Source organism: Cyanobium sp. Aljojuca 7D2 (genome assembly GCF_024346415.1).
Classification (GTDB): Bacteria; Cyanobacteriota; Cyanobacteriia; order PCC-6307; family Cyanobiaceae; genus Cyanobium_A.
Map to the genome: position 1 here is coordinate 50,171 of NZ_JAGQCX010000003.1, position 24,439 is coordinate 74,609.

Consider the following 24,439-nt stretch of genomic DNA (forward strand, 5'->3'; position numbering starts at 1 on the left):
ATCGCTACGGCATCGTTTCAGATTTGCTTTAGAAATGGGGTCGTAAGCGGAGTCGGTATGGTCGCAACTGGTTTCCCGTCACTTCTTGCCTTCGTCGCCCTGGTGGGATTTGCCGTGGTTCAGGTACTGCTCTGGTTTGGTGTCTGACACTCTACTGTTTGTGCTAGGCACTGAGGCATAGGCACTCAAAACTGCTTTGCCTCTTCGGGGTGCTTGAGGTATCGTGCGCCTTATGGCAAAGCAAGTTCGTCTGACCCTCGCCAAGGCAATCGCCAAGGCAAATCTGCGCCGTGCTGAGGCGGGTGAGAAACCCATCACGATGAACTCGCTGGCGGTTCAGGCGGGTGTGGCAGCGACCACCATTACCCGCCTGGCGAGGACTGATGACAAGGCAGCGGCGGCACTGTCTCTGGATCTGGCGGGGAAGATCGTGACGGTATTGGATTGTGGGATTGAGGATTTGCTGGAAGTAGTATTTGTCGCTTAGGACTTGATCAAGTCAAATTTGACCTCATACCGATAGAACTCAATATTCGGGGCAACCTTGAGCGCCCTTTTGATTCGCAGGTCATCTTCAAGAGCAATAATCACGCCCCTCACGCTTTGGTGGTCTTCGGCGATCTCCTCTGCGATATATCCCATGTATCTTTGGATTTGCCCTACCACTGAGTCGCTCGCCCGCCCTTTCTTAAGTTCAACCACCAAGACCACTTGCTTGTCTTTGCTGATTGCCAGGATGTCTATTGGTCCTGTATCCGTTGGGAACTGTCTCCCAACATTCTCCTCATCTTGGTAAATGTCATATTCACGACCAAGAGGTGTTTGTGCCCAGTTGTGAATCAAGAAATCTTCTAGATGTCGTTCCAGGGCGAAGACCGTTGGATCCTCAATGGTTTCATCGGTGCTGATCAGCACTGGTTTAGGTGCTTCTCCTTTGATGAGACCTTCTAATTCCTCTTGGTATTTGCTGATCTGACTGACGGTTCCAATGGAACCTGTTGATCTCCTCAGTGCTTCGCTCATTTCTGAGCGGTCAATGGTCTCATCAAACCAATGAACCTGCCTCTGGTGAGGTTGGTCCGCTCCAGGTATGAATCGGTACTCGCTCTGTACCTCGCCCACAAAATACTTACCTTTGCCATCGGGCGATAAGACAACATTGCCGATTTGTATTTTCTTGCAGACAGTCCAAAGAAAACCACAGCATAGACCAGCGGCAATTTTGCTTTTCCCTGGATTTGACTGAAGGTAGATCGGGATAAACTTCTTGTTGAACTCCCGCCAATCATCGGGTAGTTCATGTGTCAGATCCTGTTGGATGTCAAAATCGGCACCAATGAAACCTTGCTCTCGGCACTCATGGGCATACATACTGCCCCGCCCAAGCATGACTCTGTAAAACTCTTTCATTGGTGTGGTGCTCCCAGTTTTTCTTCAATTAAATCCCAGCGGTCTTTGTACCCTTCAATGCTCCATGAGTGTTCTGACTTGAAGGGTGGGAGCGTGACAATGCGAACATTGCTGTCTTTGTGCTCACGCCCGTTTTTCCCTGGAGTTGCCAACCAATGATCGCTTTTCTCTTTGACATTCTTTGACATAACTGCCGACGGAATGATGTAGTACTCAAAGGGGTCTTCTGAACCCCACTTTGGAATTCCTCCCAGTATCCAGAAGAAGTTGTCGCCATAAAACTTTTCCGCCTTCCTCCCAACGCTGCAGGTCCTTATCCCAGGTACATAGGTCTTGACCTGGATATGGACGAATTTGGTCCCCTCCACATTGCTGCACAGGATGTCCGTATTGGGTGTGTTTCCCAGGGTCACTACCGCTGAGTACCCCATCCTGCAGAGTTGCCCTGCAATAAAGAACTGACTCGCATTGCCACGGGTGGTCTTGTCCATTAGAGCAGTCCCTCGCCTCGTTCCTTCAACCACTGCCTGTGCTCAGGGTAGGCAGCGTCATGGCGACTAACCACCTGCCAGAAGTCCCTGGAGTGGTTCGGATGGATCAGGTGGCACAACTCATGGATCACCACATAATCCACGATGCTGTGGGGTGCCTTGATGATGTTCCAGTTGAAGACCACCTGACCACGCTTGTCGCAGGAACCCCAGCGAGACCTGAAGTTCCGAACGGACACCCCTGCAGGCGACACCCCGATCTGCTGGGCGTAGCGGTTGGTTTTCTCTTGGAGTCGTTCCAGAGCACGGGAGCGATACCAGTTCTGTAAATATTGCTGGATTCTTAGCGTCCGATGCTCACCCTGCTCAGTGGGTCGGATGGTTGCCTTCAGGTAACCACCTGAAAGGCAGACCCCCACCTGATGCCCCTCTTGAACCTTGAGGCGGTAGTGACGACCCAGGTAAGGGAAGGACTCCCCACTGACCAGTTCCTTCGGTCGGTGTGGTGGGATGCGTTGGATCTCGGCAACCTTGCTCCTGATCCAGGGGCGTTTCTTCGTCAGGAACGCAGCGACCCGTTCATCACCCACATGCTCTGGGACTCTCACCTGAAGGTCACTCCCGATGATGTGGAGAGCAGCAGACCGTCTGATGGAGCGAACCACCTCCACCCGCAGACCCAGCACCTCTTCTGGGATGGCAGTCATCGGAAATGCCTCTTGCCCAGCGCCATGAATGCCTCGGTCACCTCCTTACGAAGGTCAGAGTCATCAAACCCCTGATCCAGCAGCGACCGCTTGATTTTCTTGGCGACGGACTTGATCTCGTCGTCCTTCTGGAAGAACCCAACGATCTGGGTTGCTTCCTGGAACTCGCTCACCAGTTCCTTGGTCAGGTTCAGCACCCGCTGATGGGTCTCCTCATCCATGGTTTCGTCGCCTGATGCCTTGGTGATCTCTGCCATCAGCGACCTGTAGAAGGGACCTTCTATCTCACTCAGTCCAAGGTCCTCGTTCTGTTGGGTCTTTTCTCGCTCCATGCCATCACGGAACAACCAGAGTTGCTGGACCAGTTCCTCCCACTTGCCCTGGTACTTCTGGATGATCTCCTCCAGGCGGAGCGATAGGGACTGGTAGTACTCGGGGTCATCGTCCATGCGGTCCCTGAGCACCTTCTTGGTGGCGTGTTCAATCTCAGATGCCTTCGCTCGGTCGTTGCCCAGGGCATTGACCGCCTGCTTGAACTCCACATCAAAGAGTTTGGTGGGGGGCACCCGTGGATCCACCCCTGTGGCACGGACATGCTCTTCAATCAGTGCCCTGACCTTCTCCCCGCACCCCACGATGTCCAACTGCTCATCCCGATAGCGGTTGCGGCAACCGATCACCACCTTCCCCAGTGCCTTGAGGTCTGGCAGGAACGGGTTTGCTGCTGGTTCGGGTAGGACGATCTCCACCTGCTTGGCGAAGGTCCGAAAGTCCGCCTCAAACTGCTGTCGCTTCAGTTCGTCTGCGAGGGCAGCGATGCAGGCATCAATGTCCTGGAGGTCATGCCCCTTGAGGTGTTGCTTGACCCTGGTGTGTGCTGCTTGGAGTTTTGGGATCTCGTCCTTGAGGTCCTTGAGGGCACCTTGGACATCGGTTGAGGAGAAGACCTGGAGTGCCTCTGCCAGGTAGTCGGTCAGTCCGTAGTAATCAACGATGTACCCGCAGTGCTTGTTTGCCTTGGTGCGATTCACCCGTGCGATTGCCTGCAGCAGGGTGTGGTCGGTCAATTTGCGGTCCAGATACATCACCTGACAGATAGGGGCATCAAACCCCGTCAGCAGCATGTCCTTGACAATCAGCAGGGACAGGGGGTGCTCTGATATGGGTTTCTTGAAGTTCTCAATTGCCGCCTTGTGGTCAGCAGGGTTGGTCCATTTGGCGATATGGGGTTTGTCGTTGTGGTCCCCTGAGATGATCACTGCCGATTCGGGTGCCCCTGGAATGGCATCCAGTTTTTGCTTGTAGGTGACTGCTGCTTCCCTGCTGGAGGTGACCAGGATCCCCTTGAACCCGTTGGGGAGGATTGTGCTGCGGAAGTGCCCGACCAGATCCAGACCTACCCATTCCAAACGCTGGGGTGCTTCCAGCACTGCCCGCTCGGTCCCATACTTCTTCTTGATGGCACCTTGCTCTTCTGGTGACTTGTCGTGGAAGTAGCGGTCAAACAAGGCATCCAGCGAATCGCCTGTGACCTTGGTGGTTGCCTCCCGCCCTTCGTAGAGGATCTGACAGGTGGCACCATCAGCGACCGCCTGCTCAATGGTGTAGGTGTCTATGTACCCACCAAACTCATTGGTGGTCTTCTCGCTCGTGATCAGGGGCGTCCCCGTGAAGGCGATTTTGGGGGCATTGGGCAGAGCGGTATTGATGGCAGAACCCAGGGTCCCGTACTGAGTTCGGTGTGCCTCATCCGCCAGCACGATTATCCGATCAGAATCATTGAGGCATGAGTACCCGAAATCTTTTTCTTGAAGTTTCTGGATCGTGGCGGTGACCAGATCGGAGGCATCTTTTGCCAACAGTTCCTTGAGGTGAGACACCGACGAGGCATGAAGAACCGATTCGCCTTGTGCGTTCCTGAAGGTGGCAGTCAGTTGCCCGTCCAGTTGGGTGCGGTCTGTAAGAAAGACGAGTTTGTAGTCCCGAAGCAGTGGGTCCCGACGGATCTTCTGGGTGAGGAAGACCATGGTGAGGGACTTACCCGAACCCTGGGTGTGCCAGATGACTCCGCCCTTACTCTTGCGATCTCCTGGACCCTTCAGACGCTCAATGGTCTTCTGAACTGCCCTGTACTGCTGGTAACGGGCGATCTTCTTGATGGTGCGACCTGATTCGGTCTCGTAGATCGTGAAATTCTGGATGATGTCAAGGAAGTTCCTTGGGTCCAGTAACCCTTGAATCAACAGATTTTGAGGTGCTGGGTTTTCTCCCAGGTCTTGATGGGTCTTGGGGTAGGGGTCCTTCCACTCCAGGTAGTACTCAACGGGTGAGGAGATGGTCCCGACCCGTGCTCCATCCCTGTAGGTGGAGACCATCACTTGGTTGTAATGAAAGAGTTTCTCGCATCCTTCTGAATCACCTGGGTTGCGAAGGTTGGCGTACCGCCGCAGTTGGTTGATTCCTTCTGCCATCGGATCGGTGACGAAGGGGGATTTGCACTCAATGACACCCAACGGCAACCCATTCACGAAGAGCGTGATGTCGGGAATGATGTTCTGGTTTGGACCCTGGACCTTGAACTGATCAACGCAGAGGAACTCATTATTTTCAGGAGTGTCAAAGTCAATCAGTTTCAGGGTCTGACCACGACGACCACTGCCGAGGTCCTGATCCACACTGAAGTACTGGGTGAGGCGTTCCCAGAACCACTGGTTTGCCTCCATCAATGTGGATGTCTGGATCAGGGTCACCTCACGCACCGCCTTGCGGAGGTTGTCTTCGCTGATCCAGGGGTTGATGCGTTGGATTGCCTGCTCCAGGTTTGGAGTCAGGACCACATCCTTGAACGATGAGCGGAGGGTGGTTTTCTCTGGTGCCAGCGTGGTGCCATCCATGTGCGACCAACCCAGACCCTTGAGTTGATCAAGGGCAGGTGCCTCTACCAGTTTCCGCTCGTCGCCTTCCATGGTTAAACGCTGACCCTCTTGCGTCCTGAGAGGAGGTCGCTTGCAATTGAACTCTTCAGATTTGACAACGATGCAATCTGCCTTTCTAATAACGCAGCACCGCTCTTTTGGGCGTCAATAATCTTTGCGATTTCTCTTTGCTCGCCAATTGGTGGAAGGGCAAAGGGTATCGCCGCAAATACATTGTTCATCAGTTTTGGGTTGCCAACATAGGAGACATGGCGCTTGGCGACCCGCTGGAGGAAGTATGCGGCGAACCTTGTATCTGCGTCGCTTGATGACTTTGCCCTTCCAGTGCCGCAGACATTGGTGCAGTTGAATTTTCCGCTTCTGGCAAATACGCTCCCTGCATATGCCCCGTCAGTCGTCCATGTGAAATAGTCGCCATCAAAATCATACGAATTCATTCTTCCCATCTCGCCGTTGTTCTTTGATTGGGAACTGAATACAGGGTAGGGTCCTGGATTCTCTTTGATGTACGGAATGCTGATCACCCTTCCCCTCCCAAGTTCAAAGAAATCTTCAACCTTCCCAACTATCCAGTTTTCAGGCACCCTTCCCGCTTCGGTTTCTACCACCATCCGATTGGTTGTTCCGCTGGTCATCAATTGATTGAGGATGCCAGAAATCAGGAACTGATGCTTTTCAACCTCTTTCGTCTTGTTTGTGATTTGCTTGTCAACCCCAGAGAGTATCTCGGCGATCTTCTTCTGCTCGGGGAGTGGGGGGAAGTAAAGAGTTGCACCCACGACCTCCTTCTGACTTATGAATGGTTGAGCACCACCTTCTGGTAAGAGTATATCTTGACGCTCAAGAAGGTAATACAGATATTCAATGCTGAATTTGCTAGTCTTTTCTGTAATGGAAATAGTATTGTTTATTGCTGTCCATTTTCCAGATGCCTTGAAGATCTTGCCACACTGGGCACCTACTGAAGAAACTACTATCCCTGCCCCGTCGTTCTGGCATTCTTCTACGAATCCGTCTGGACCTGAGGCGCTGAAGGCAAGGGTGCCTGTTGATCTGTAAGCACTCTTTGTCAAACTGCTATCTCCTCTTTTTACTGAGAATGCTTCTCCAAGAGAAATCTCAACCCAGTCATCAGAGAAATCATTCATATCCCAACTCCTTCAAGAACCCGTGCATCACTGCTTCTGCTTCCTTGACCTCAGCATCAATCTGAGCGAGTGAGACCCCATACTTGTCCCACCACCGCTCAAACTGCTGAATCACAGCATCAGAAGCATCCCCCAGTTGCTGACGGATTTGGGACTTCTCCTGAATGTCCTCCCGAAACTTCAGATACTCAGCATCCTTCGGCACCAGGACGACGCAGACATCAAACCCCTCAAGGATCTCCTGGATGTAATCACTCTGAATTTCCTTGATCGGCACCCCACCATGAAGGATGCCCTTCACATCAAAGGGTTCAGGTGGTGGTGAGGTGTCTGCATACCGACGGATGTTCAGGTTGTGGTCGTTCTCCCGAATTTCCTCAATCGGAACCACCCGTGAGAACCGCTTGATTTCGTTGTAGGCGTCAAAGCACTCCACCACCTTCTCAATGTCCTGGTCTCTCAGCAGGTTCTGGTTCTTGCCCTCCTGGTAGTCCAGTTCAGCGTTGATGAAGAGCACCTTCCCACGACGCTCCATCGCCTTGTTCTTGTTGATGATCAGAAGTGCCGCAGGGATCCCCGTGCCATAGAACAATCCTGACGGCAGACCAATCACTGCTTCCACCAGATCGTCTTCCAGGATGCCCTTGCGGATCTCACCTTCCTGACCACCACGGAACAGAACCCCATGAGGCACTACTACGCCCATGACGCCCTCCTGATTCAGTGAGGCGATCATGTGCTGAACGAATGCCAGATCTCCTGCGTCCTTGGGAGGAATGCCATAGCGATACCTGCCGTACCCATCGTGTTCCGCCAGTTCCCGTCCCCAGTTCTTCAAGGAGAAGGGTGGGTTGGCGATCACCCGATCAAACCGCATCAGTTCCCCGTGCTCCACATGCTGCGGTTCGCCCAGGGTGTCCCCCTTACGAATGTCCGCATTGAAGAACCCGTGCAGGAACATATTGAGTTTGCAGATCGCCCAAGTGCTCAGGTTCATCTCCTGACCGAACAAACTGATGTTCTGTTCGTTTTCCCCGTGCTTCGCCAGATAGTTCCGTGACTGGAGCAGCATTCCGCCTGAACCACAGGTCGGATCCAGCACCCTCATCCCTGCATGAGGTTTGATCAGTGCCACCAGCAGTTGCACCACCTCTCCAGGCGTATAGAACTCACCACCTTTCTTGCCCGCAGAGTCAGCGAACATTTTGATCAGGTATTCGTAGGCAGCACCCAGAAGGTCAGGACGCTCAAAGTCCTCTGTTCTCAATCGGAACTGCGAATAGTGAGAAAGTAGGTCCCTAAGTTTTCCGTCGTTGAGTTTGTTCTTGATGTTGAAGTCAATCGCACTCAGTACCCCTTCAAGCGTCGGATTCTGCTCCTCAATCGCTTCGGTTGCCTTGTTCAGTTCAGCACCGATGTCGTGCTTGAGGTCCTTGAGGTTTTTCCAGCGACCCTTCTCAGGCACATAGAAGGTCTTGTCGTACTCGTCTTCGTCCTCTGCCAGTGCCTCTGCTTGCTCCTGGGTCTTGCCCTTATCCAGGTAGTACTGGATCACGCCTTCCTGTGCCTCATCAAAGGCATCGGACAGACGCTTCAGGAACAGCATCCCGAAGATGTAGTCCTTGAATTCCGAGGCATCCATGCTTCCCCGCAGGATGTCGGCACTCTTCCAGAGGAATGACTCCAGTTGGGAGAGGGTCAGTTTCTGCCCGATCTGGAAGGTGGGTTCTGGGGCAACCCCATTGCCTTTGGGTTTCCTGCCCCTTTTTGGTCTTGGTGCGTCATCGGATCTCAGCGATGCCAGAAGGTCATCCAGACCGCCCAGGTCTTCACCCGCCTCTTCGTCGTCTGCTTCGGGTGTGGTGAAGGTCGCTGAGTCGGTCACTTGGACTGGTCGCTTCCTACCATTCTCGCCTGTGGGACTGGGTTTTGCCCGTTATGCGGTTCTCGCATAGACCATCTCAATTCTCATAGCAGCGCAACCATTGCGCCTCTACGCAGCGATTGCCCAATAAAAAAGCGGACCCGTCCAGGACCGCCCGATGACCAAGGCATAATTCTATGAAGTTCTGCAACGGAGTGCGAGCAGTGGTCCGCTCAGGATCTTTTTGCCTAGATCCGCTCCAGTGACCGCCTGAACTGCTGTTCGCTTTGTGGTCGTGCCAGGTCGCGCCTTCTGAACACACTGCCGATCCACCAGATCTGAAGACCGCCAAAGGCAAGGGCGACCAGACCCAGTTGTGGGTATCCCCAGTTCAGGTGGTCCATCACGCTGCCTTCTGTGTTTTCTGCCAGATCTGTTCTAGCGACTGCCTGAAGCGTTCGGTTCGTGAGGGGATCCCCAGCAGGTGCTTGCGGAACAGGGCGGTGAGACGCCAGAACTTCAACCCAGCAGCGATCGCAAAGATCGCCCACGGCACCAGCATCCAGAGGGGATTGGTCATCACGCCACCTTCTGCCCTTGAAATGATTGCCAGCGGTCAGGATCGCTCATCAGTGCGGTGCGACCAGCAGAGCAGCACCTGCCACCAACCCGACGATGTGCGTGAGCGCCATGGGTTTGGTGTGGGGAGGGTAGGAAAGCAACGGGTGTCGTTTGACTTCCCTCCCCTCCGCCAACCAGATCAGAACCGATAGGAGCACAAAGCACCCGACCAGTTGAAGTGAGTGCTCTCCCAACCCATCCACTCCAGATCGGTTGATTTCAACCAGATGGAGTGCCAGGTGCTCAATCTTCTCGGGTAGCACCGTGCTGACGGCAAAAATGCCACCACCGCACAGTGCCTGCCGTAATGGACTTTCTCGCTTCACAGGGTCATGCGAGTTGGGTCATGCCCCAGCACCGCCCGCCAGCAGACCCAGAGGACCAAAGGCAAGGAACCCACCAATCGCCAGGAAGGCAACCGCTGCTGCCTTGCTCACGGACACAGGAAGTTTCTTGAGCAGGAGATAGGTCCCGCCGCAGACCAGCACAGAACTCAGCAGCGCACCGCTCCACCAGAGCAGGGTGCTGCTGTCCTTGGGTGCCTCCAGACCATGAAGCATGGCGTGAATAGACACGCCTGCCCCCACGACAACCCCACTGATGGTGGTGAGTGCGTTGGGGTTGGAGGTCTTGGCAAAGCGCCCTCCCAACAAGGTCAGCGCACCCACCGCAGAGATTGCCAGTGCCGCCATCACTTCTGCGGAGGCAATGGTGAACCCTGTGAACCCAATGGCAGCACCGATGACCGCCCCACCCAGTGCCCACAGCAGCAGTTGGGAGGAGATGAAGGAGGCAGCGGTTCCCACTGCCATCAGCATGAACAGGTGATCCAGACCCAGCAGCGGGTGGGTCAAACCGCCCAGAGCACCACCAGCGGCAGTGCTGTGGGCAAGAGCGGGATGGGTGCCCAGGACCACGACGGATCCAGCAGTCAGGGCGACCAGGGGGGATAGGAAGCGTTTCATGGGATGCCTCGGTCCTCGCCGAGCAGAAAGGAGAGTTGGGACGGCGAGTGTTCTGACTGAGGGGAGAACCCCATCACAGTTGCGGGACAGCGGCGGATTTGGGCGAACCCGCACCGCTCTTTCCTCGTGTATCCACCGCCAAAGGCGATGGACCCGTCAATCCCCACTATGGGGTGCCTGGTGCGTCTCAGGGATTGTCTGCTGGACCTTCTGGGTGTTGTTCGCAGGGCATCCATAGCGACCCCATGGCATGGACCCCCTTGCATCCCAGTTCTTCTGCTTTCTGCATTGCCACCTGCTTGCTGGGATAGGCATAAAGGTTTCGGGTCTGAGACGAATGGTGGTGATGGGAGTGGATGGCGCTTGATGAACCCAGGCGCTTCGGACCCATTCCGTCCATCCCGATCCACCACACCCCCATCACATTGACGCCTGCAACCAGGATCCCCATTCCCACCACACAGGCGTTGATCACACCCATGCCAACGGCACCGATGCTGATCACCCCCATTGGCACTACACCGATGCTGACGACACCCATGGGGACAATCCCGATGGAGACGATGCCCAGGGGTGCAATGCCGATAGCAAGAACCTTGGGTTTGCTCCCGCAACCCTGAGGTTGCTCAATGGGCATGGGTCTTGGTGTCGCTGTGCTTGGCACAGGGCATCCACTTGTCACCCATCTGGTGTGCCCCTGTGCAGTTGAACTTGCTTGCTGCCTTTTCCGCTTCTGCCTTGGTCGCATACATCGCTGGCACTGCGCCTTGGTTGGCGTGTTGAGCAGAGGCAACTGGCGGTAAGCAGGCGAATACCAGGGCACACAGGAGCAAACGGTTCATGGCGAGAGCGAAGGTCACAAGACCCTATGAGCACCGGAGAGAGATTCCAGTGGACTTTGTGCGAGTGCCCACGACACTTGACCTCAACCCCTAACCCCGACTAGTACAGGTGTTCTTGCCTTGCTGCTTTGACCGCTGCCGCATTGACCCACCCAGAGGAGTGGGATGACCTGGAGTGGGATGTCCTCAAACCATCCCGCACGGGGTCTGTCTGCATCACCTGCCAGCACTTCCGCTATGAAGTCGGCAGGCACTGCGTCACGCTGCTGACCTGCCCGATCCATCAGGGTCTGATCCCCCAGGGGCAGCACCTGACCAAGCGGTGCTCTCGGTGGGTGGCACGGCAGGAGGTGCGGCAGGGGTGGTGTCCTGAGGGTGGGTGAGGCGTCCTGAGCGTGTCCGCCTGAACAAGTTCGGAAACCACCCACATGGTGTGAGCATTAATGCTTACTAAGGTTCGTTGGTCGTGATGAGCGACGGGAGACCTGTCCCTGGTGGAGTCGAACACGCCAGGGATTTTTTTTGACGACCGATGCCCCTGATTCGCGGCAGTGCCGTCTGGTCTTTTAGAAACGCTCGGTCTGAAGGGCAGTTCGACGCCCCAAGACCACTGAGGTTGCAGGCGGATAGTCGGTTCCCGTCGCCCCGCCTTGCTCCTCCCTCTTTGCCCGAACACCGATGAAGAGCGTCATTGCAACTGGTCTGACGGGCGCTCTGGCAGTCCTTGCTCTGCTCAGCGGTCCTGCCTCTGCTCAGCAGATGTTCCCTGCTGGCGGTAGCGGTGGGACCTCCTGCCCTGGTGGTTCCAGTTACAAGGGCAGTGGGTATTGCCGTGCCAACAAACCAGGGCAGCAGTTCTTCCCTGCTGGAGGCAGTGGCGGCACCTCCTGCCCAGGCGGATCCAGTTATGCGGGGTCTGGTTACTGCAAGACGCGCTGACCCGTTGCCGTGCTGCGGACCACCCTGCTGTTCGCCCTCACGGCGGTCGCTGAGATCGTTGGGTGCTACCTGCCCTATCTGGTTCTCAAGGACGGTAGGTCCCCGCTGCTGCTGATCCCTGGGGCGCTCTCCCTGGCGCTCTTTGCCTGGTTGCTCACGCTCCACCCCACGGCAGCAGGCAGGGTCTATGCCGCCTATGGGGCGGTCTATGTCTCGGTGGCGCTGGTCTGGTTGCGGGTGGTGGATGGGGTGCCGCTGACGCTTCGGGACCTGGTGGGCGTGGTGGTAGTCCTGGCGGGGATGGGGGTGTTGATGGGTGGTGCTCAGCGGGGGTAGGTTGAATGCCTGGAACTCACTGCGCTGCAAGTGATCTGGCGCATCCGTCGAGTTCACGGAAGAAAACTGATGCTGGGGTAAATATTGGGGTAAATCGCACCCCAACACCTGAAAAGCGTCTTATAGCGTCCTGATTAGACCCGAATCGACGGACACCCTCTCCGTTTTCTTGAATTTCTGAGGTCTGGATTACCAGAGCCTGATCAGTGCCTGAGGCCTTAAGAGTGATGAATGACTGGGTAACTTATTTAAGGAGAAAGAACCTGGGGTCTCGCATGTATTTGACTTCTCTGGAGGTAAAGGGTGTCAAAAGATCATGGCCCTAATCAGAAATAAGGAATCAACCAAATCCTTTGCTCTTCTTCCCGCTCTCGCCTTTTCTCTGCTGCTGCTTCTTGGACTCTTGACTGCATCACGATCATCTGAGAAGAAGTACTCAGGCTCAAGGCTCTTAAGGTTGTCATAGAGCACTCGCATGGGTCGTCATCGTTGTTGATCTACGGATTGATTGGCTGAGTCGCCAGCACCTCTATCTTCCAAGGACCATCCCCTTGAGGTGCCGAGTGTCAACGGGACGCGACAGATCCGACAGGGTTTCGGCAGTGGGTCGTAGAGAGCACTGGATGGCAATGGAGGCGGATGCCTGGGGGCCGTTGCTGCTGCTCTTGTGAAGTTATTTGTCGGGCAATCCCGCCGTTGCAGATAATGGTTCTCATCAGTTGAGCACCCTGGGTGGATTGCTCCTCGTCCCCGCTGCTGGATGCCCTGGATCACTTCCTGTATCGGATGGATGGTGAACCAGAGTTGGGGCGTGAGTTCTATGCCGCCACCACCCCAGAGGAGATGGTCGCCCTGGCAGAACACTGCGGGATTTTGATCGACGCCGATGACTTCCGTGCCCTCCTCAGAAGTGGCAGCACTGAGTTTTGGGTGGTTGGTGGAGATGAGGGCAGCAACCCGGTCGCCCATCTTCAGAGGGTCTTTCGCGTTTGATGCTCGGTAGGGAGTCTCCGGCGCTTTTCTGGGGCTGGCAGCGATAGGTGCTCATCAGCACTGAGATCTGCCAGATGTGCGCAGGGGTCTTCCACGATGGCAGCGAGGCTGATGGGTTGATTGCTGCGCTGTCGGAAATGCCGAACTGCTTGGGCGTCAGGGTCTTCGTGTGCCATTCGTGTTGGGGTGGGTGGAGGAAGGGTGACAGGGGATGCCGCCCACACCAGCAGGAGTCGTGGCGCATTGAGGAATGTTCCGTTCGGTGCTTCTGTGTGTATCACTACGGATGGTTCTTTAGAATTCCTTTAGAAATGGTCGTTGATTCGAGAGCGGGAGATGGGTGTCGCTGGTCTGCCGTCGTTGCTTGCCCTTCTGGGGCTGCTCGGATTCCTGGTGGTGCGGGTCGTGATCGGGGTGATTGCTTGAGCACCTTTTGGTGTGCCTGACATGGCAAAGCAAGTTCGCCTGACCCTCGCCAAAGCAATCGCCAAGGCAAATTTGTGCCGTGCTGAGACGGGCGAGAAACCCATCATGATGAACTCGCTGGTGGTTCAGGCGGGGGGCGCGACCACCATCACCCGACTGGCACGAAACGATCAGAAGGCGGCATCAGCGCTGTCGCTGCACCTGGCATCCAAGATCGTGACGGTGCTGGGTTGTGGTATTGAGGATTTGCTGGCGGTTGTTTAGTCATATCTTTCTCCCGACGTAGACAATTCGCTTTGGGCCATGTTGTTTTAATCGGCGCAAGCGACTTCTGCGCCATCGCTAGTGTGACCTGTGATGATGCAGTTGACTCGCAGCCCTTGTGCATAGTTGCTTCTCCTTGGGCCTGCTAGGGCAACGACGATGGGAGGCTGTTGGTCTGATCTCTGATCTCTAATCTCTGATTGATTGGATGACCTGCTACAACCATCCCAAGGAATTCCATCACGGATTGATTTTTGAGCAATATTCTATTGAAAGTGCTTTGATTAGTTCTCAGAGGGAAATGCCCAATGATGATCCCTATTCGCTGCCACGTGCGGCATCATGACTTCCTTCTCCAGATCCGCTCCAGCGTTTGCTTGAACTCTCCTTCGTTCAAGGGTCGCGCCAGGTTTCTCCTCCTAAAAACGCTGCTGATCCACCAGATCTGAAGACCGCCAAAAGCAAGGGCGACCAGACCCAGTTGGATGATTCCCCAGTTCAGGTGGTCCATCACACCGTTTGCTGATCCTTCTGCCAGATCCGCTCCAGTGCCTGCCTGAAGCGTTCCGTGCGCGAGGGGACCCCCAGCAGGTGCTTGCGGAAAAGGGCGGTGAGACGCCAGAACTTCAACCCAGCGGCGAGCGCAAAGACCGCCCAGGGCACCAGCATCCACAGGGGGTTGGTCATCATCGATTCAGTGCCCATCGCAATGCCCCACACCGATTGAGAGTCCCACCATCGTGTTCCAGGCGATTGCTCTGCGGGTGCTGAGGCGCTGAAGCAGTGGCGGCAGGGTCTGAGGACGCTGGACCAGCAGCAGGGTGGAGACCACCAGATAGGCGGCGGGGATGCCCAGTGCCAGCAGCAGTTCAGTGGTCACAGGCGGCGCTCAGAGGCCCTGGTTGAACAGTAATCACATGAGGCAGCCAGGTGTGTCCCTGGCCGTCGCCGCGCCTTGCTCTTGCCCCGACGCTTGAGCACTTGATGACGTGTGTCATCGCTACTGGTCTGATAGGCGCTCTGCATTCCTTGCTGGCGGACGTTCCGGCACGTCCTGCCTAAGGGGGGGATGTGGGTTCCGGTTATTGCAAAATGCGCTGAACCGCTGTGGTGCTTCGGTATCAGGTGCGGCACCAACCCTGTTCTTCCAGATTCTCAAGCGATGACCTTCACCATCAATACGCACGATTCCTAGGGCATCGTCAAGGTTGCTAATTTGCACTCGCTGGAAGAGGCGCGGAAGGTTTTTTCTTCCCTTTGCGAAGACCCGGCAGGGGGAAGTCTCCCTGTTTCAGCGCATCCAGAAAGTCCTGCCAGCTGGAGGCTTGTTGGGCGATGCTCAGCACGGCACGGCGCCGCTCCGGCGTGATGCCAATCACCAATGGTGTTAGGCGTTGGCCGATGGAGGGGTGCAGGCAATTCATCTGCCTTGGCTTCTGAAACTCGTGCGTGACCCTATAGGCCCTGGCTGGCCTCATTAGGGATTGCGGCTGATCTGCAGCAGCCCCCAAGCACCCCGCAGCGTTGTGGAGCCCTGGTTAATGCAGCGGTACCGTCGGCTCGCATTGGCCTGATCCCATGCCCTGGTTTGTGAAGCTGGAGGCGGGCCTGGTGCCCAAGCCGCAATTCGATGCAGTGATCCCAGCCCATTTGGCCTGGCTGGCTGATCTGGAGCGCAACGGCCACGCGCCCCGCAGTGGCTACTGGGCTGATCGGCTTGGCCGCACTGGGGACGGAGCCGGTGGCATGTTGGTGTTTCGTGCCCGCGACTGGGCTGAAGCCGAGTTGCTGGTGCGGAGCGACCCGCTGATCCTTGAGGGCTGTGTCGACTGGACGCTGCATGAATGGGCGGTGGTCTTTCCGCGCCCGCCCCGGGCTAGCTGTGAAACAGCAGCACCAGGCCCGAGTTGAGCTGGTGAAATTCCCGCTCTTCGCGGCTCAGGTCAAGCCCCACCTGCAGGCCTTCTTTGAGGGCGTCTTCGAACGGCGGGGAGCTCGGAGGCGAGCCGGCCTCCCAGAGCGCTGCGATGCCCACTGGCGTGGCGTGCCAGCGGAAGCATGGGGTGAGGCCGATATTCGGCTCTTGCAGAGCTTCTTCGAGCAGGTCGCGAATTGGCATGGGCCCAGGAACGTTCCCGCAGCTTCGGTAGCCGCTGGTGTCGGGGCAATCAGCTGAGAGTTTTCGTGATGAACGACACCGCGGCAGCCAGGGTTCCGGCGGCGGCGAGCCACAGCGTTTCGAGCCGACGGTTCAGCACCAGGATGCGCTGCACCGCAACTGCATCGGCCGGTGGCAGGCCCTTGGCCAGCAAAGGTTTGCTGCGGATCTGGCCGCCGTAGCGGTTGCTGCCGCCCAGCTGCACCCCCGCCACGTGGGCATAGGCCGCCTGGGAGACACCGGCATTGGGGGAGGGGTCGGCGGCCCCCTCCCGTAGGGCTGCTGTCAGCAGCGCCCAGCAGCGGCCAGGGTGCCCTGCCGCCACCGGCAGGCTCAGGGCCACCAACCGGCAGGGCAGCCACACCAGCAGATCGTCGAGCCGGGCGCCGGCGGTGCCCAGCCAGCGCAAGCGGCCGCGGCGGTAGCCGAGCATCGAATCCAGGGTGCTGGCCGCCTTGAAGGCCCAGGCCAGGGCCAGAGGACCCGGCAGGGCGGGGTTCAGGCTGCCGATCCCAGCCCCCACCAGCATCCAGAACAGCGGCGCAAACAGACCATCCACCGCATTTTCGCTGGCGGTTTCAGCGGCGGCCCGCAGGATCTCGGCCCGATCCAGCCCGTTGGTGTCGCGACCCACGATCCACGCCAGGGCCTGTCGGGCGGCCATCAGGCTCTCGGGGGACGTCGTGTTCTGCGCTTCGGGATTCTGTACAGCCCGTACGGAATCCGATGGGAGCACGTTCAGCACCTGTTGCACCGCCTGCTCCAGGCTGCGCCCCGCCAGGGCGCTGGTCAGGGCGATCGTTAAGGCGGCGAGGCTGAGGCCAGAGGCCACCGGGCCGCGCGTCGCCAGCTGCCGCACCAGTTGCTCGAGGCCCCAGCCCGCCAGGCCGCTGACGCCCACCAGCAGCAGCGTGATCAGGGCGCCTGCGAGGCGCAGCTTCCTCGGGGCATCACCCGCCCAGGCCTCAGTCAGCCGGCGCAGGGCTGTGATCCACCAGCCCATCACCACCACCGGGTGGAGGCACCAACGCGGGTCCCCCACCAGGCGATCGAGGCCGCAGGCGGCCAGCACCAGCAGCCAGGGCCAGGGGCTCAGGCCGCCTTCAACCAGCTGAACATCGAGCGCAGGCCCTTGCCCACCTGCTCGATCGGGTGCTGGGCATCGCGCTCACGGATCTTCGCCATCTCCGGCTTGCCGGCGTCGCACTCGGCCACGAAGTTGCGGGCGAAGGTGCCGTCCTGGATGTCGGCCAGGATCCGCTTCATCTCGGCCTTGGTGTCTGCGGTGATCAGGCGCGGGCCGCTCACGTAGTCGCCGTACTCGGCGGTGTTGGAGATCGAATCGCGCATGGCGGTCAGGCCGCCCTTCACCATCAGGTCCACGATCAGCTTCACCTCGTGTAGGCACTCGAAGTAGGCCAGCTCGGGCTGATAGCCAGCCTCGACCAGGGTTTCAAAGCCAGCCTTGACGAGTTCGGAAAGGCCGCCGCAAAGCACTGCCTGTTCGCCAAAGAGGTCGGTCTCGGTCTCCTCTTTGAAATTGGTCTCAAGAATGCCGGCACGGGTACCGCCAATGCCCTTGGCATAGGCCATGGCCAGATCACGGGCCTGGCCGCTGGCGTCCTGCTCAATGGCAAACAGCGCGGGAACGCCCATGCCGTTCTGGTATTCCCAGCGCACGGTGTGGCCGGGGCCCTTGGGGGCGATCATGACCACGTCAACATCGGCAGGCGGCTTGATCAGGCCGAAGCGGATGTTGAAACCATGGGCAAAGCTGAGCACCTTGCCGGCGCTCAGATGGGGTGCGATTTCCTTGTCGTAGACGTCCTTCTGGAACTCATCGGGCAGCAGCACCATGATCCAGTCGGCCTTGGCGGCGGCATCGGCCACGCTCAGCACTTCGAGGCCGTCGGCCTTGGCTTTGTCAGCCGAGCGGCTGCCTTCGTAGAGGCCCACCACCACGTTGACGCCGCTGTCCTTCAGGTTGAGGGCGTGGGCGTGCCCCTGGCTGCCATAGCCAATGATGGCCACCGTCTTGCCGTTCAGCAGCGCAAGGTCGGCGTCGGTGTCGTAGTAGAGCTTGGCCATCGAGGCTTCGGGTCTGGGCAGGGCAAGGCCCGAGCTTACGCAAGCGCCTTTCAGGCCTCGCTGGGGTGGGCGATCACCCGGTCGATCAGGCCGTAGTCCTTGGCTTCGGCGGCGCTGAGGAAGTAGTCGCGGTCGGTGTCTTTTTCGATCTTCTCGAAGGCCTGGCCGGTCATCTCAGCCATTGAGCGGTTGAGCATGTCCTTGATGCGCAGGATCTCCTTCGCCTCGATTTCAATGTCGCTGGCCTGGCGCTGGTTGGTGCCGCCCAGGGGCTGGTGAATCATGATGCGGCTGTGGGGCAGGGCAAGCCGCTTGCCCTTGGTGCCGGCGCCCAGCAGAAACGCTCCCATCGAGGCAGCCAGACCCACGCAGATGGTGACCACGTCAGATTTGACGTATTGCATGGTGTCGTAGATCGCCAGGCCGGCGGTCACCGAGCCCCCAGGGGAGTTGATGTAGAGGTAGATCGGCTTGGAGTTGTCCTCCGAATCGAGGTACAGCATCTGGGCCACCAGGGCATTGGCCACGGCGTCGTTCACCTCCGAGCCCAGAAACAGGATTCGCTCCACTCCCAGACGGGTGTAGATGTCAACCCAGCGCTCGTACTGGCTGCCGGGGAGGCGGTAGGGAACGCTGGGAGTGCCGATCGGCATGGCTGTGGCGGTGAAGGTTGAAGGAAAGGAATCGTCAGATGAGCTCGCAGGGCGGGCTTCTCAGCCCGTCAGCCTCAGCCGATACCGGCCGGGCTGCGCTCGGCCGCCACAGCGGCAGCGGCCCCACCACCAGGCAAGTCTTTCTGGCTGGTGAGCACCCGGTCGATCAGGCCATACTCCTTGGCCTCTTCGGCGGTGAAGTAGGTCATCCGGTCGGAATCGCGCGACAGCTGCTCCACCGACTTGCCGGTGTTGGCCGACAGCATCTCCAGCAGGGTGCGCTTGTTGTGCAACACCTCCTGGGCCCGGATCTGGATGTCGGTGGCCTGGCCGCGGGCGCCGCTGCGGGGCTGGTGCAGCACGATTGAGGCGTGGGGCAGGGCAGCCCGTTGGCCCTTGGTGCCGGCACTGAGGATCATCGCGGCGGTGCCCATCGCCTGGCCGATGCAGATGGTGTGCACCGGGGGCTTCACGTAGCGGATCGTGTCGGCGATGGCGAAGGCCTCGGTTTCGAAGCCCACGGCATCACCGGAGTACCAGCTGGTGCCGGTGGAGTTGATGTAGAAGAAGATCGGCTTCTCGGGGTTGTCAAACTCCAGATAGAGCAGCTGAGCAATGATCAGCTCGGTCACGTCGATGCCCATCTGGCGCTTGGCATCGTCGTCGCTGAACAGCGGCAAGCCCAGATACACGATCCGCTCTTTCAGCAGCAGGCTCGGCAGATCGGGCGGCGGGGTGCGCATGACCGCGGAATCGCCGTAGTAGGGGGCTGACACCGACATCCGCGGTTAATGGAAAGCACGCTTGCGGAGCCTAGCGGGGGCCATCGGTCTCCGGATTCGTCTGGGCCGAATTGGTTTTGCTGCGCTCGGCGTTGCGCTCGGAATTGCGCTCAGAGCGGGGTTTGCGCTTCGGGGCCGGATCGGGGCTGGAGGCCGGCGCCAAAGGTTCGCTGCGGGCAAACACGATTCGTCCGGTGGGGTTTTGCAGGGCACCGGTGATCACCACCGGCAGCCGTTCGCCGATGCGGCCCCGGGCCCCTTCCACCACCACCATCGTGCCGTCGTCGAGGTAGCCCACGCCCTGGTCGGCCTCCTTGCCATCGCGGGCGATCTTGAGCAGCAACTCGTCGCCTGGCTGCACCTCGGGCCGCAGGGCGATCACCAGCTCGCTGAGGTTGAGCACCCGCAGCGCCTTCACCTCCGCCACCTTGGCCAGGTTGTAGTCGGCGGTTAACAATGTGCCGCCGGTATCGGCGGTGAGCAGCAGCAGCTTGTCGTCGACGCCGTTGCCCTCGTAGCGGGTGCTGTTCACCACCAGCCGCCGGCCGTATTGCTCGCGCAGCTCGCTGAGCAGCTTGAGACCGCGGCGCCCGCGGCCACGCTTCTCGGCGTTGCCTGAATCCGCCAGGGCCTGCAGCTCATCGATCACGCTCTGGGCCACGATCACCTGGCCCTCCAGCAGCCCCGAGGCCAACAGTCCGCGGATGCGGCCGTCGATGATCACGCTGGTGTCGAGGATCTTGGCGCTGGCGGGCTGCAGCACCCCATCGGCCACCAGCATGGCTTCGGTGTTGGTGGGGTTGAACAGACGCAGCAGGGTGCGGCCATGCACCTCGGCGAGGTTGTAGCCGGACACCCCGAAAAACACATTGCTGAGCACTGCTGCCAGCGGTTTGACGAACACCACCTCCCAGGGAAGCGGCAGCAGCAGGATCGGGGCCAGCAGCAGGTTGGCCACCAGCAGGCCCAGGATCAGGCCGACGGCGCGGCTGATCAGCAGGTCGGTGGGCATGGTGCGCACCTGGGCCATCAGCTTGCGGCGCAGCTGACCGAAGAAAAAGCCCGCCAGCAGCCCGAAAAAGGCTCCGAACCCGCCCAGCACCGTGCGCAGCCCCTCGGGGTTGTCCACCTGCAGCAGCAGGGGCGCTGGCAGCAGGTCGACCCCCAGCCAGCCAGCGGCGGCCCCGGAGATCACAAACAGGATCAGGATGAGGGAGTCCACCATTCCCGTCTTGCGTGGCTGCCCATCCGTTCAAGGTTGCAGCATGCCTGATTTCCGCGCCATTGGCCTGAAGGTGTTCCCGCACTTGTTGTTGTGACTGCCCAAATCCCTGGCCCGCCCTGGCCGCCCCGCAGTGCCTACCTGCACATCCCCTTCTGCCACCGCCGCTGCTTCTACTGCGATTTCCCGGTGGTGCCCCTGGGCGACCGGGCCGGCGGCGAGCCGGGGGCGCCGGGTTCGGCGTCCATCGAGGCCTATCTCCAGTTGCTGCACCAGGAGATTGGCCTGGCTCCGCCGGGGCCGCCCCTGAGCACGGTGTATTTCGGTGGCGGCACCCCCTCGCTGCTTAGGCCGGACCAGGTGAGGGCCCTGCTGGCGGCGCTGCGGCGGCGTTTCGGCCTGGCTCCCGCCGCTGAGATCACCCTGGAGCTCGATCCGGCCAGCTTCGATCAGGCGCGGCTTGCGGGCTACCTGCAGGCCGGGGTGAATCGGGTGAGCCTGGGCGGCCAGAGCTTCGACGACGCCGTGCTGGCGAGTCTGGGGCGCCGCCACAGCGGCGCCGACCTGCGGCAGGCTGCGGCTTGGTTGGCCGAGGCCCAGCGCCGCGGCGCCCTGGCGAGCTGGAGCCTGGATCTGATCCAGGGGCTGCCGGGTCAGGCGTCTTCCGCAGCGGCCCTGGCGGCCTGGCGCCAGCAGCTGGGTGAGGCGATCGCCCTGGCGCCGCCCCATCTCTCGGTCTACGACCTCACCCTGGAGCCCGGCACCGTGTTTGCGCGGCGCCACGAGCGCGGTCAGCTGGAGCTGCCCGATGCCGATCTGGGCGCCGACCTGATGGAGCTCACATGGACCGAGCTCAGCGCCGCCGGCTATGGCCACTACGAAATCTCCAACTACGCCCTGCCCGGCCACGCCTCCCGCCACAACCGCGTCTACTGGAGCGGTGCCGGTTGGTGGGGCTTCGGCATGGGGGCGACCTCGGCGCCCTGGGGCGAGCGGCTGGCTCGGCCCCGCACCCGCGAGGGCTATGCCGCCTGGCTGGCCCAGCCCCAGGGCAGCGGTGAGCCAGGGGATCCCAGGGCTGGAGCCGGGGCGGGAATGCCGATCGATGAGCGGTTGCTGGTGGGTTTGCGCCGCCGGGAGGGGGTGCATCTGCCCCAGCTGCTGGGCGAGGCCGGCTGCGCCCAGCTGCGTGAGCGGCTCGAGCCGTGGTGGCGCCAGGGGCTGCTGCGGATTGAGGGCCCCCGCTGGCGGCTCAGTGATCCGGCCGGCCTGGCCCTCAGCAATGGGGTGCTGCGGGAGTTGCTGGCCTGGTGGCAGGAGCAGTTGGATGCTCCTGGGCTGGATGGCGCTGGGCGGCAATCCAGCGCCGCAGCGCTTCCACCCCCAGGGTCCGGCCCTGCAGCAGGGGTGGGCTGAAGGGTGGTTGCTGGCTGGTGAGCCCCAGCAGATCGGCCGTGACACGCACCTGGCCGTCGCAGCCCTCGCCGGCGCCAATGCCGATCACCGGCAGATCCAGCGCCTGCTGCAGGGATGCCCCCAGATCGGCCGGCACGTGCTCCAGCACCAGGGCGAAGCAGCCGGCCTCCTGCAGGGCGAGCGCCTGGCGCCGCAGCCGCTCCTGGCTGGGTGCGTCGTTGCCCTGGCGGCGGTAGCCCAGGCGGTGCACCGACTGGGGCGTCAGGCCGATGTGGCCCATCACCGGGATGCCGCTGCGCACCAGCCGGTCGATCACGGCCAGGGTTTCCGGTTCGGCCCCTTCGAGCTTCACGGCGGCAGCGGGGGTTTCCTTCAGCACCCGCCCGGCGGCGGCCACGGCCTCATCGGCGCTGCATTGGTAGCTGAGGAAGGGGAGATCGCAGATCAACAGCGGCTCCTGCCCGGGGGAACAGCTGCTGGCCAGGCCGCGCGCCGTGGCCCGGGTGTGGTGCAGCATCTCCTCGAGGGTCACCGGCAGGGTGGTGGCGTGGCCCAGCACCGTCATCGCCAGGGAGTCACCCACCAGCACCGCATCGGCGCCGGCCTCGGCCACCAGCGCTCCGGAGAGGGCATCCCAGGCGGTAAGCACCGTGATCGGCAGCCCGGCCTGCTTGCGACTCGCCAGATCTGCGGGGCGCAGGGGCACGGACGTCGGTGCGGAGGATGCCATTGCTAGCATCCAATCGACTCGGACCCATGCGGCTCCGACGCCCAAATCTGGTCAGGACCGGAAGGGAGCAGCCACACGGGATGCTCAGGGCAGGCGTGGACTCCGGGTCACCACTTTCACTGGTCATCACTTTCAGGGGTCGCCACCTTCAGGCCGGACCCCAGGTCGTGCTCAGAGCTCAATCGCCAAGTCAGGCCTTATGAATTGGCCTGACCCTGGCGGTTGAGCAGGAACGGCGGAATCTTGGCCCCGCGTTCTTCCTGATTGTTGCTGAACAGGGTGGTGCCGGCAAAGCTCACCGTGGTGCGCTCGCTGCGGTATGGAGCACCGCTTTCGAAGCCGGTGGCGATCACGGTCACGTGGATCTCACCCTCGAGGCGCTCGTCCACTACGGCGCCAACAATGATGTTGGCGTCGGGATCAACCACGTCGTAGATCACCTCTGAGGCGGTCGTCATGTCCTCGAGGGTCATGTCCTTGCCACCGCTGATGTTGATCACGCAGCCCTTGGCGCCGTCGATCCGGGCCGACTCCAGCAGGGGGCTGCTCATCGCCGCCTGGGCCGCTTCGCTGGCCCGGGAGCGACCGGAGCCCACGCCGATGCCCAGCAGGGCGGTGCCGGCGTCGGCCATCACGGAGCGCACGTCAGCGAAGTCGACGTTCACCAGACCGGGCTTGGTGATGATGTCGCTGATGCCCTTGACGCCCATGCGCAGCACGTCGTCGGCGGCGCGGAAGGCCTCATTGAGGGGCGCTCCGGCGATGGCATCCCGCAGGCGGTCGTTGGGGATGACGATGAGGGTGTCGACGCTCTCGGCCAGGCGAGCGATGCCCTCCTCGGCCTGGCGCAGCCGCTTGCGACCTTCAAACCCGAAGGGCTTGGTGACGATGCCCACGGTGAGGGCCCCCACCTCTTTGGCCACCTCGGCAAGGATCGGCGCGGCGCCGGTGCCGGTGCCGCCGCCCATGCCCGCAGCGATGAACACCAGATCCGCGCCCTGCAGCGATTCCTGCAGTTCAGCCCGGGATTCTTCAGCCGCCTTCTGGCCGATCACGGGATTGCCGCCGGCCCCCAGGCCGCGGGTGAGTTTCTGGCCCAGTTGGATGCGCTTCTGGGATGCCGACTGCAGCAGGGCCTGGGCATCGGTGTTGAGCACCCGATAGCCCACACCCTGGAGATCGGAGGCGATCATCCGGTTGACCGCGTTGCTGCCACCACCGCCAACCCCGATCACTTCGATGCGTGCCGACTGGCTGGGCACAATTCCGCCTGCGGTCGAACTGCCAAGCAACCCTTCGTTCGCGGGCTGGACACCGTTGGATAGGGGGGACCCGGATTGGGGGGAGCTGTGGGTCATAGCGGCATTGGGGGAGGCGGCGGTGCTGTACATCTGCGGCTGCATTATGTCGGCCTTTGGCACCCCTGGATTCAGGGAGTGTCCCACCTT

At 60.0% G+C, this 24,439-nt stretch carries 26 protein-coding genes, 1 other RNA gene, 1 pseudogene and 1 riboswitch; of the genes and pseudogenes, 7 read left to right on the top strand and 21 right to left on the bottom strand.

Annotated elements, in window-relative coordinates; translation table 11 throughout:
- Nucleotides 1-232 precede the first annotated feature (232 nt).
- On the top strand, nucleotides 233-487 hold the full coding sequence (locus KBY57_RS04510) for a helix-turn-helix domain-containing protein (protein WP_254994684.1): 255 nt from the start codon (nucleotides 233-235) through the stop codon (nucleotides 485-487).
- Here KBY57_RS04510 and KBY57_RS04515 read toward each other — a convergent pair.
- From KBY57_RS04515 to KBY57_RS04560, 10 genes are all read right to left on the bottom strand, one after another.
- Nucleotides 484-1,410, bottom strand: coding sequence for an endonuclease NucS domain-containing protein (locus tag KBY57_RS04515; RefSeq protein ID WP_254994685.1), 927 nt, complete (start codon nucleotides 1,408-1,410; stop codon nucleotides 484-486). The genes KBY57_RS04510 and KBY57_RS04515 overlap by 4 nt on opposite strands.
- Nucleotides 1,407-1,901: a hypothetical protein gene (locus tag KBY57_RS04520; RefSeq protein WP_254994686.1), complete on the bottom strand. Its 495-nt coding sequence runs from the start codon at nucleotides 1,899-1,901 to the stop codon at nucleotides 1,407-1,409. The genes KBY57_RS04515 and KBY57_RS04520 overlap by 4 nt, the downstream gene beginning before the upstream one ends.
- Nucleotides 1,901-2,608, bottom strand: a complete 708-nt coding sequence (locus KBY57_RS04525; RefSeq protein ID WP_254994687.1) for a M48 family metallopeptidase — start codon at nucleotides 2,606-2,608, stop codon at nucleotides 1,901-1,903. The genes KBY57_RS04520 and KBY57_RS04525 overlap by 1 nt, the downstream gene beginning before the upstream one ends.
- Complete coding sequence (locus KBY57_RS04530; protein ID WP_254994688.1) at nucleotides 2,605-5,574, bottom strand: type I restriction endonuclease subunit R; 2,970 nt, start codon at nucleotides 5,572-5,574, stop codon at nucleotides 2,605-2,607. The genes KBY57_RS04525 and KBY57_RS04530 overlap by 4 nt, the downstream gene beginning before the upstream one ends.
- A gap of 2 nt (nucleotides 5,575-5,576) precedes the next feature.
- On the bottom strand, nucleotides 5,577-6,692 hold the full coding sequence (locus tag KBY57_RS04535) for a restriction endonuclease subunit S (protein ID WP_254994689.1): 1,116 nt from the start codon (nucleotides 6,690-6,692) through the stop codon (nucleotides 5,577-5,579).
- Nucleotides 6,685-8,577: a type I restriction-modification system subunit M gene (locus KBY57_RS04540; protein WP_254994690.1), complete on the bottom strand. Its 1,893-nt coding sequence runs from the start codon at nucleotides 8,575-8,577 to the stop codon at nucleotides 6,685-6,687. The genes KBY57_RS04535 and KBY57_RS04540 overlap by 8 nt, the downstream gene beginning before the upstream one ends.
- Before the next feature lie 382 nt (nucleotides 8,578-8,959).
- Entirely contained in the window at nucleotides 8,960-9,136 is a 177-nt protein-coding gene (locus KBY57_RS04545; RefSeq protein ID WP_254994691.1) for a hypothetical protein, read from the bottom strand.
- Nucleotides 9,137-9,521: 385 nt separating this feature from the next.
- Nucleotides 9,522-10,094, bottom strand: coding sequence for a HupE/UreJ family protein (locus KBY57_RS04550; RefSeq protein WP_254994692.1), 573 nt, complete (start codon nucleotides 10,092-10,094; stop codon nucleotides 9,522-9,524).
- Nucleotides 10,095-10,166: 72 nt separating this feature from the next.
- Nucleotides 10,167-10,315: riboswitch (cobalamin riboswitch) on the bottom strand.
- Nucleotides 10,316-10,329: 14 nt separating this feature from the next.
- Entirely contained in the window at nucleotides 10,330-10,779 is a 450-nt protein-coding gene (locus KBY57_RS04555; protein WP_254994693.1) for a hypothetical protein, read from the bottom strand.
- Nucleotides 10,769-10,984, bottom strand: coding sequence for a DUF3721 domain-containing protein (locus tag KBY57_RS04560; RefSeq protein WP_254994694.1), 216 nt, complete (start codon nucleotides 10,982-10,984; stop codon nucleotides 10,769-10,771). The genes KBY57_RS04555 and KBY57_RS04560 overlap by 11 nt, the downstream gene beginning before the upstream one ends.
- 948 nt (nucleotides 10,985-11,932) lie before the next feature.
- Here KBY57_RS04560 and KBY57_RS04570 point away from each other — a divergent pair.
- The 3 genes from KBY57_RS04570 to KBY57_RS04580 all read left to right on the top strand — a co-directional run bounded on the left by KBY57_RS04570 (nucleotide 11,933) and on the right by KBY57_RS04580 (nucleotide 13,942).
- Nucleotides 11,933-12,259 (top strand): YnfA family protein, encoded by a 327-nt coding sequence (locus KBY57_RS04570; protein WP_254994697.1) that lies wholly within the window; start codon nucleotides 11,933-11,935, stop codon nucleotides 12,257-12,259.
- Nucleotides 12,260-12,991: 732 nt separating this feature from the next.
- Nucleotides 12,992-13,252 carry a Nif11-like leader peptide family natural product precursor gene (locus KBY57_RS04575; RefSeq protein WP_254994698.1) on the top strand — a complete coding sequence of 87 codons (261 nt, stop codon included), beginning with the start codon at nucleotides 12,992-12,994 and terminating at the stop codon, nucleotides 13,250-13,252.
- 447 nt (nucleotides 13,253-13,699) lie between these two features.
- Entirely contained in the window at nucleotides 13,700-13,942 is a 243-nt protein-coding gene (locus tag KBY57_RS04580; protein WP_254994699.1) for a hypothetical protein, read from the top strand.
- 510 nt (nucleotides 13,943-14,452) lie between these two features.
- Here the strand turns inward: KBY57_RS04580 and KBY57_RS04585 are convergent.
- From KBY57_RS04585 to KBY57_RS04595, 3 genes are all read right to left on the bottom strand, one after another.
- Entirely contained in the window at nucleotides 14,453-14,629 is a 177-nt protein-coding gene (locus tag KBY57_RS04585) for a hypothetical protein (protein WP_254994700.1), read from the bottom strand.
- A gap of 7 nt (nucleotides 14,630-14,636) precedes the next feature.
- Nucleotides 14,637-14,822: a hypothetical protein gene (locus KBY57_RS04590; protein ID WP_254994701.1), complete on the bottom strand. Its 186-nt coding sequence runs from the start codon at nucleotides 14,820-14,822 to the stop codon at nucleotides 14,637-14,639.
- Between the two features lie 331 nt (nucleotides 14,823-15,153).
- Nucleotides 15,154-15,366 carry a hypothetical protein gene (locus tag KBY57_RS04595; RefSeq protein WP_254994703.1) on the bottom strand — a complete coding sequence of 71 codons (213 nt, stop codon included), beginning with the start codon at nucleotides 15,364-15,366 and terminating at the stop codon, nucleotides 15,154-15,156.
- Between the two features lie 154 nt (nucleotides 15,367-15,520).
- Here KBY57_RS04595 and KBY57_RS04600 point away from each other — a divergent pair, with 154 nt between their 5' ends.
- Nucleotides 15,521-15,853 (top strand): YciI family protein, encoded by a 333-nt coding sequence (locus tag KBY57_RS04600; RefSeq protein ID WP_254994704.1) that lies wholly within the window; start codon nucleotides 15,521-15,523, stop codon nucleotides 15,851-15,853.
- On the opposite strand, the gene KBY57_RS04605 is transcribed toward KBY57_RS04600, so the two are convergent.
- The 6 genes from KBY57_RS04605 to KBY57_RS04630 form a co-directional block, all read right to left on the bottom strand.
- A complete protein-coding gene (locus tag KBY57_RS04605) occupies nucleotides 15,819-16,061 on the bottom strand; it encodes a hypothetical protein (protein ID WP_254994706.1) in 243 nt (80 codons plus the stop codon). The two genes, KBY57_RS04600 and KBY57_RS04605, sit on opposite strands and share 35 nt — an antisense overlap.
- Nucleotides 16,062-16,110: 49 nt before the next feature.
- Nucleotides 16,111-17,172, bottom strand: a complete 1,062-nt coding sequence (gene cbiB / locus KBY57_RS04610) for an adenosylcobinamide-phosphate synthase CbiB (protein WP_254994707.1) — start codon at nucleotides 17,170-17,172, stop codon at nucleotides 16,111-16,113.
- A gap of 20 nt (nucleotides 17,173-17,192) precedes the next feature.
- Nucleotides 17,193-18,188, bottom strand: a complete 996-nt coding sequence (gene ilvC, locus KBY57_RS04615; RefSeq protein WP_254994708.1) for a ketol-acid reductoisomerase — start codon at nucleotides 18,186-18,188, stop codon at nucleotides 17,193-17,195.
- Nucleotides 18,189-18,238: 50 nt separating this feature from the next.
- Nucleotides 18,239-18,841, bottom strand: a complete 603-nt coding sequence (locus KBY57_RS04620) for an ATP-dependent Clp protease proteolytic subunit (RefSeq protein ID WP_254994709.1) — start codon at nucleotides 18,839-18,841, stop codon at nucleotides 18,239-18,241.
- 74 nt (nucleotides 18,842-18,915) lie between these two features.
- On the bottom strand, nucleotides 18,916-19,623 hold the full coding sequence (locus tag KBY57_RS04625; protein ID WP_254994710.1) for an ATP-dependent Clp protease proteolytic subunit: 708 nt from the start codon (nucleotides 19,621-19,623) through the stop codon (nucleotides 18,916-18,918).
- Between the two features lie 31 nt (nucleotides 19,624-19,654).
- Complete coding sequence (locus tag KBY57_RS04630) at nucleotides 19,655-20,848, bottom strand: PIN/TRAM domain-containing protein (protein ID WP_094559673.1); 1,194 nt, start codon at nucleotides 20,846-20,848, stop codon at nucleotides 19,655-19,657.
- Between the two features lie 189 nt (nucleotides 20,849-21,037).
- Between KBY57_RS04630 and KBY57_RS14360 the strand changes: the two are divergent.
- A pseudogene (locus tag KBY57_RS14360) lies at nucleotides 21,038-21,442 on the top strand (radical SAM protein); the annotation flags it as partial.
- Nucleotides 21,443-22,121: 679 nt separating this feature from the next.
- Here KBY57_RS14360 and panB read toward each other — a convergent pair.
- Complete coding sequence (gene panB, locus KBY57_RS04640; RefSeq protein WP_315859773.1) at nucleotides 22,122-22,961, bottom strand: 3-methyl-2-oxobutanoate hydroxymethyltransferase; 840 nt, start codon at nucleotides 22,959-22,961, stop codon at nucleotides 22,122-22,124.
- Nucleotides 22,962-23,006: 45 nt separating this feature from the next.
- Here panB and ffs point away from each other — a divergent pair.
- An RNA gene (ffs, locus tag KBY57_RS04645) (signal recognition particle sRNA small type) lies at nucleotides 23,007-23,103 on the top strand.
- Between the two features lie 85 nt (nucleotides 23,104-23,188).
- On the opposite strand, the gene ftsZ is transcribed toward ffs, so the two are convergent.
- Nucleotides 23,189-24,349, bottom strand: a complete 1,161-nt coding sequence (ftsZ, locus tag KBY57_RS04650; protein ID WP_409996410.1) for a cell division protein FtsZ — start codon at nucleotides 24,347-24,349, stop codon at nucleotides 23,189-23,191.
- Nucleotides 24,350-24,439: the final 90 nt, after the last annotated feature.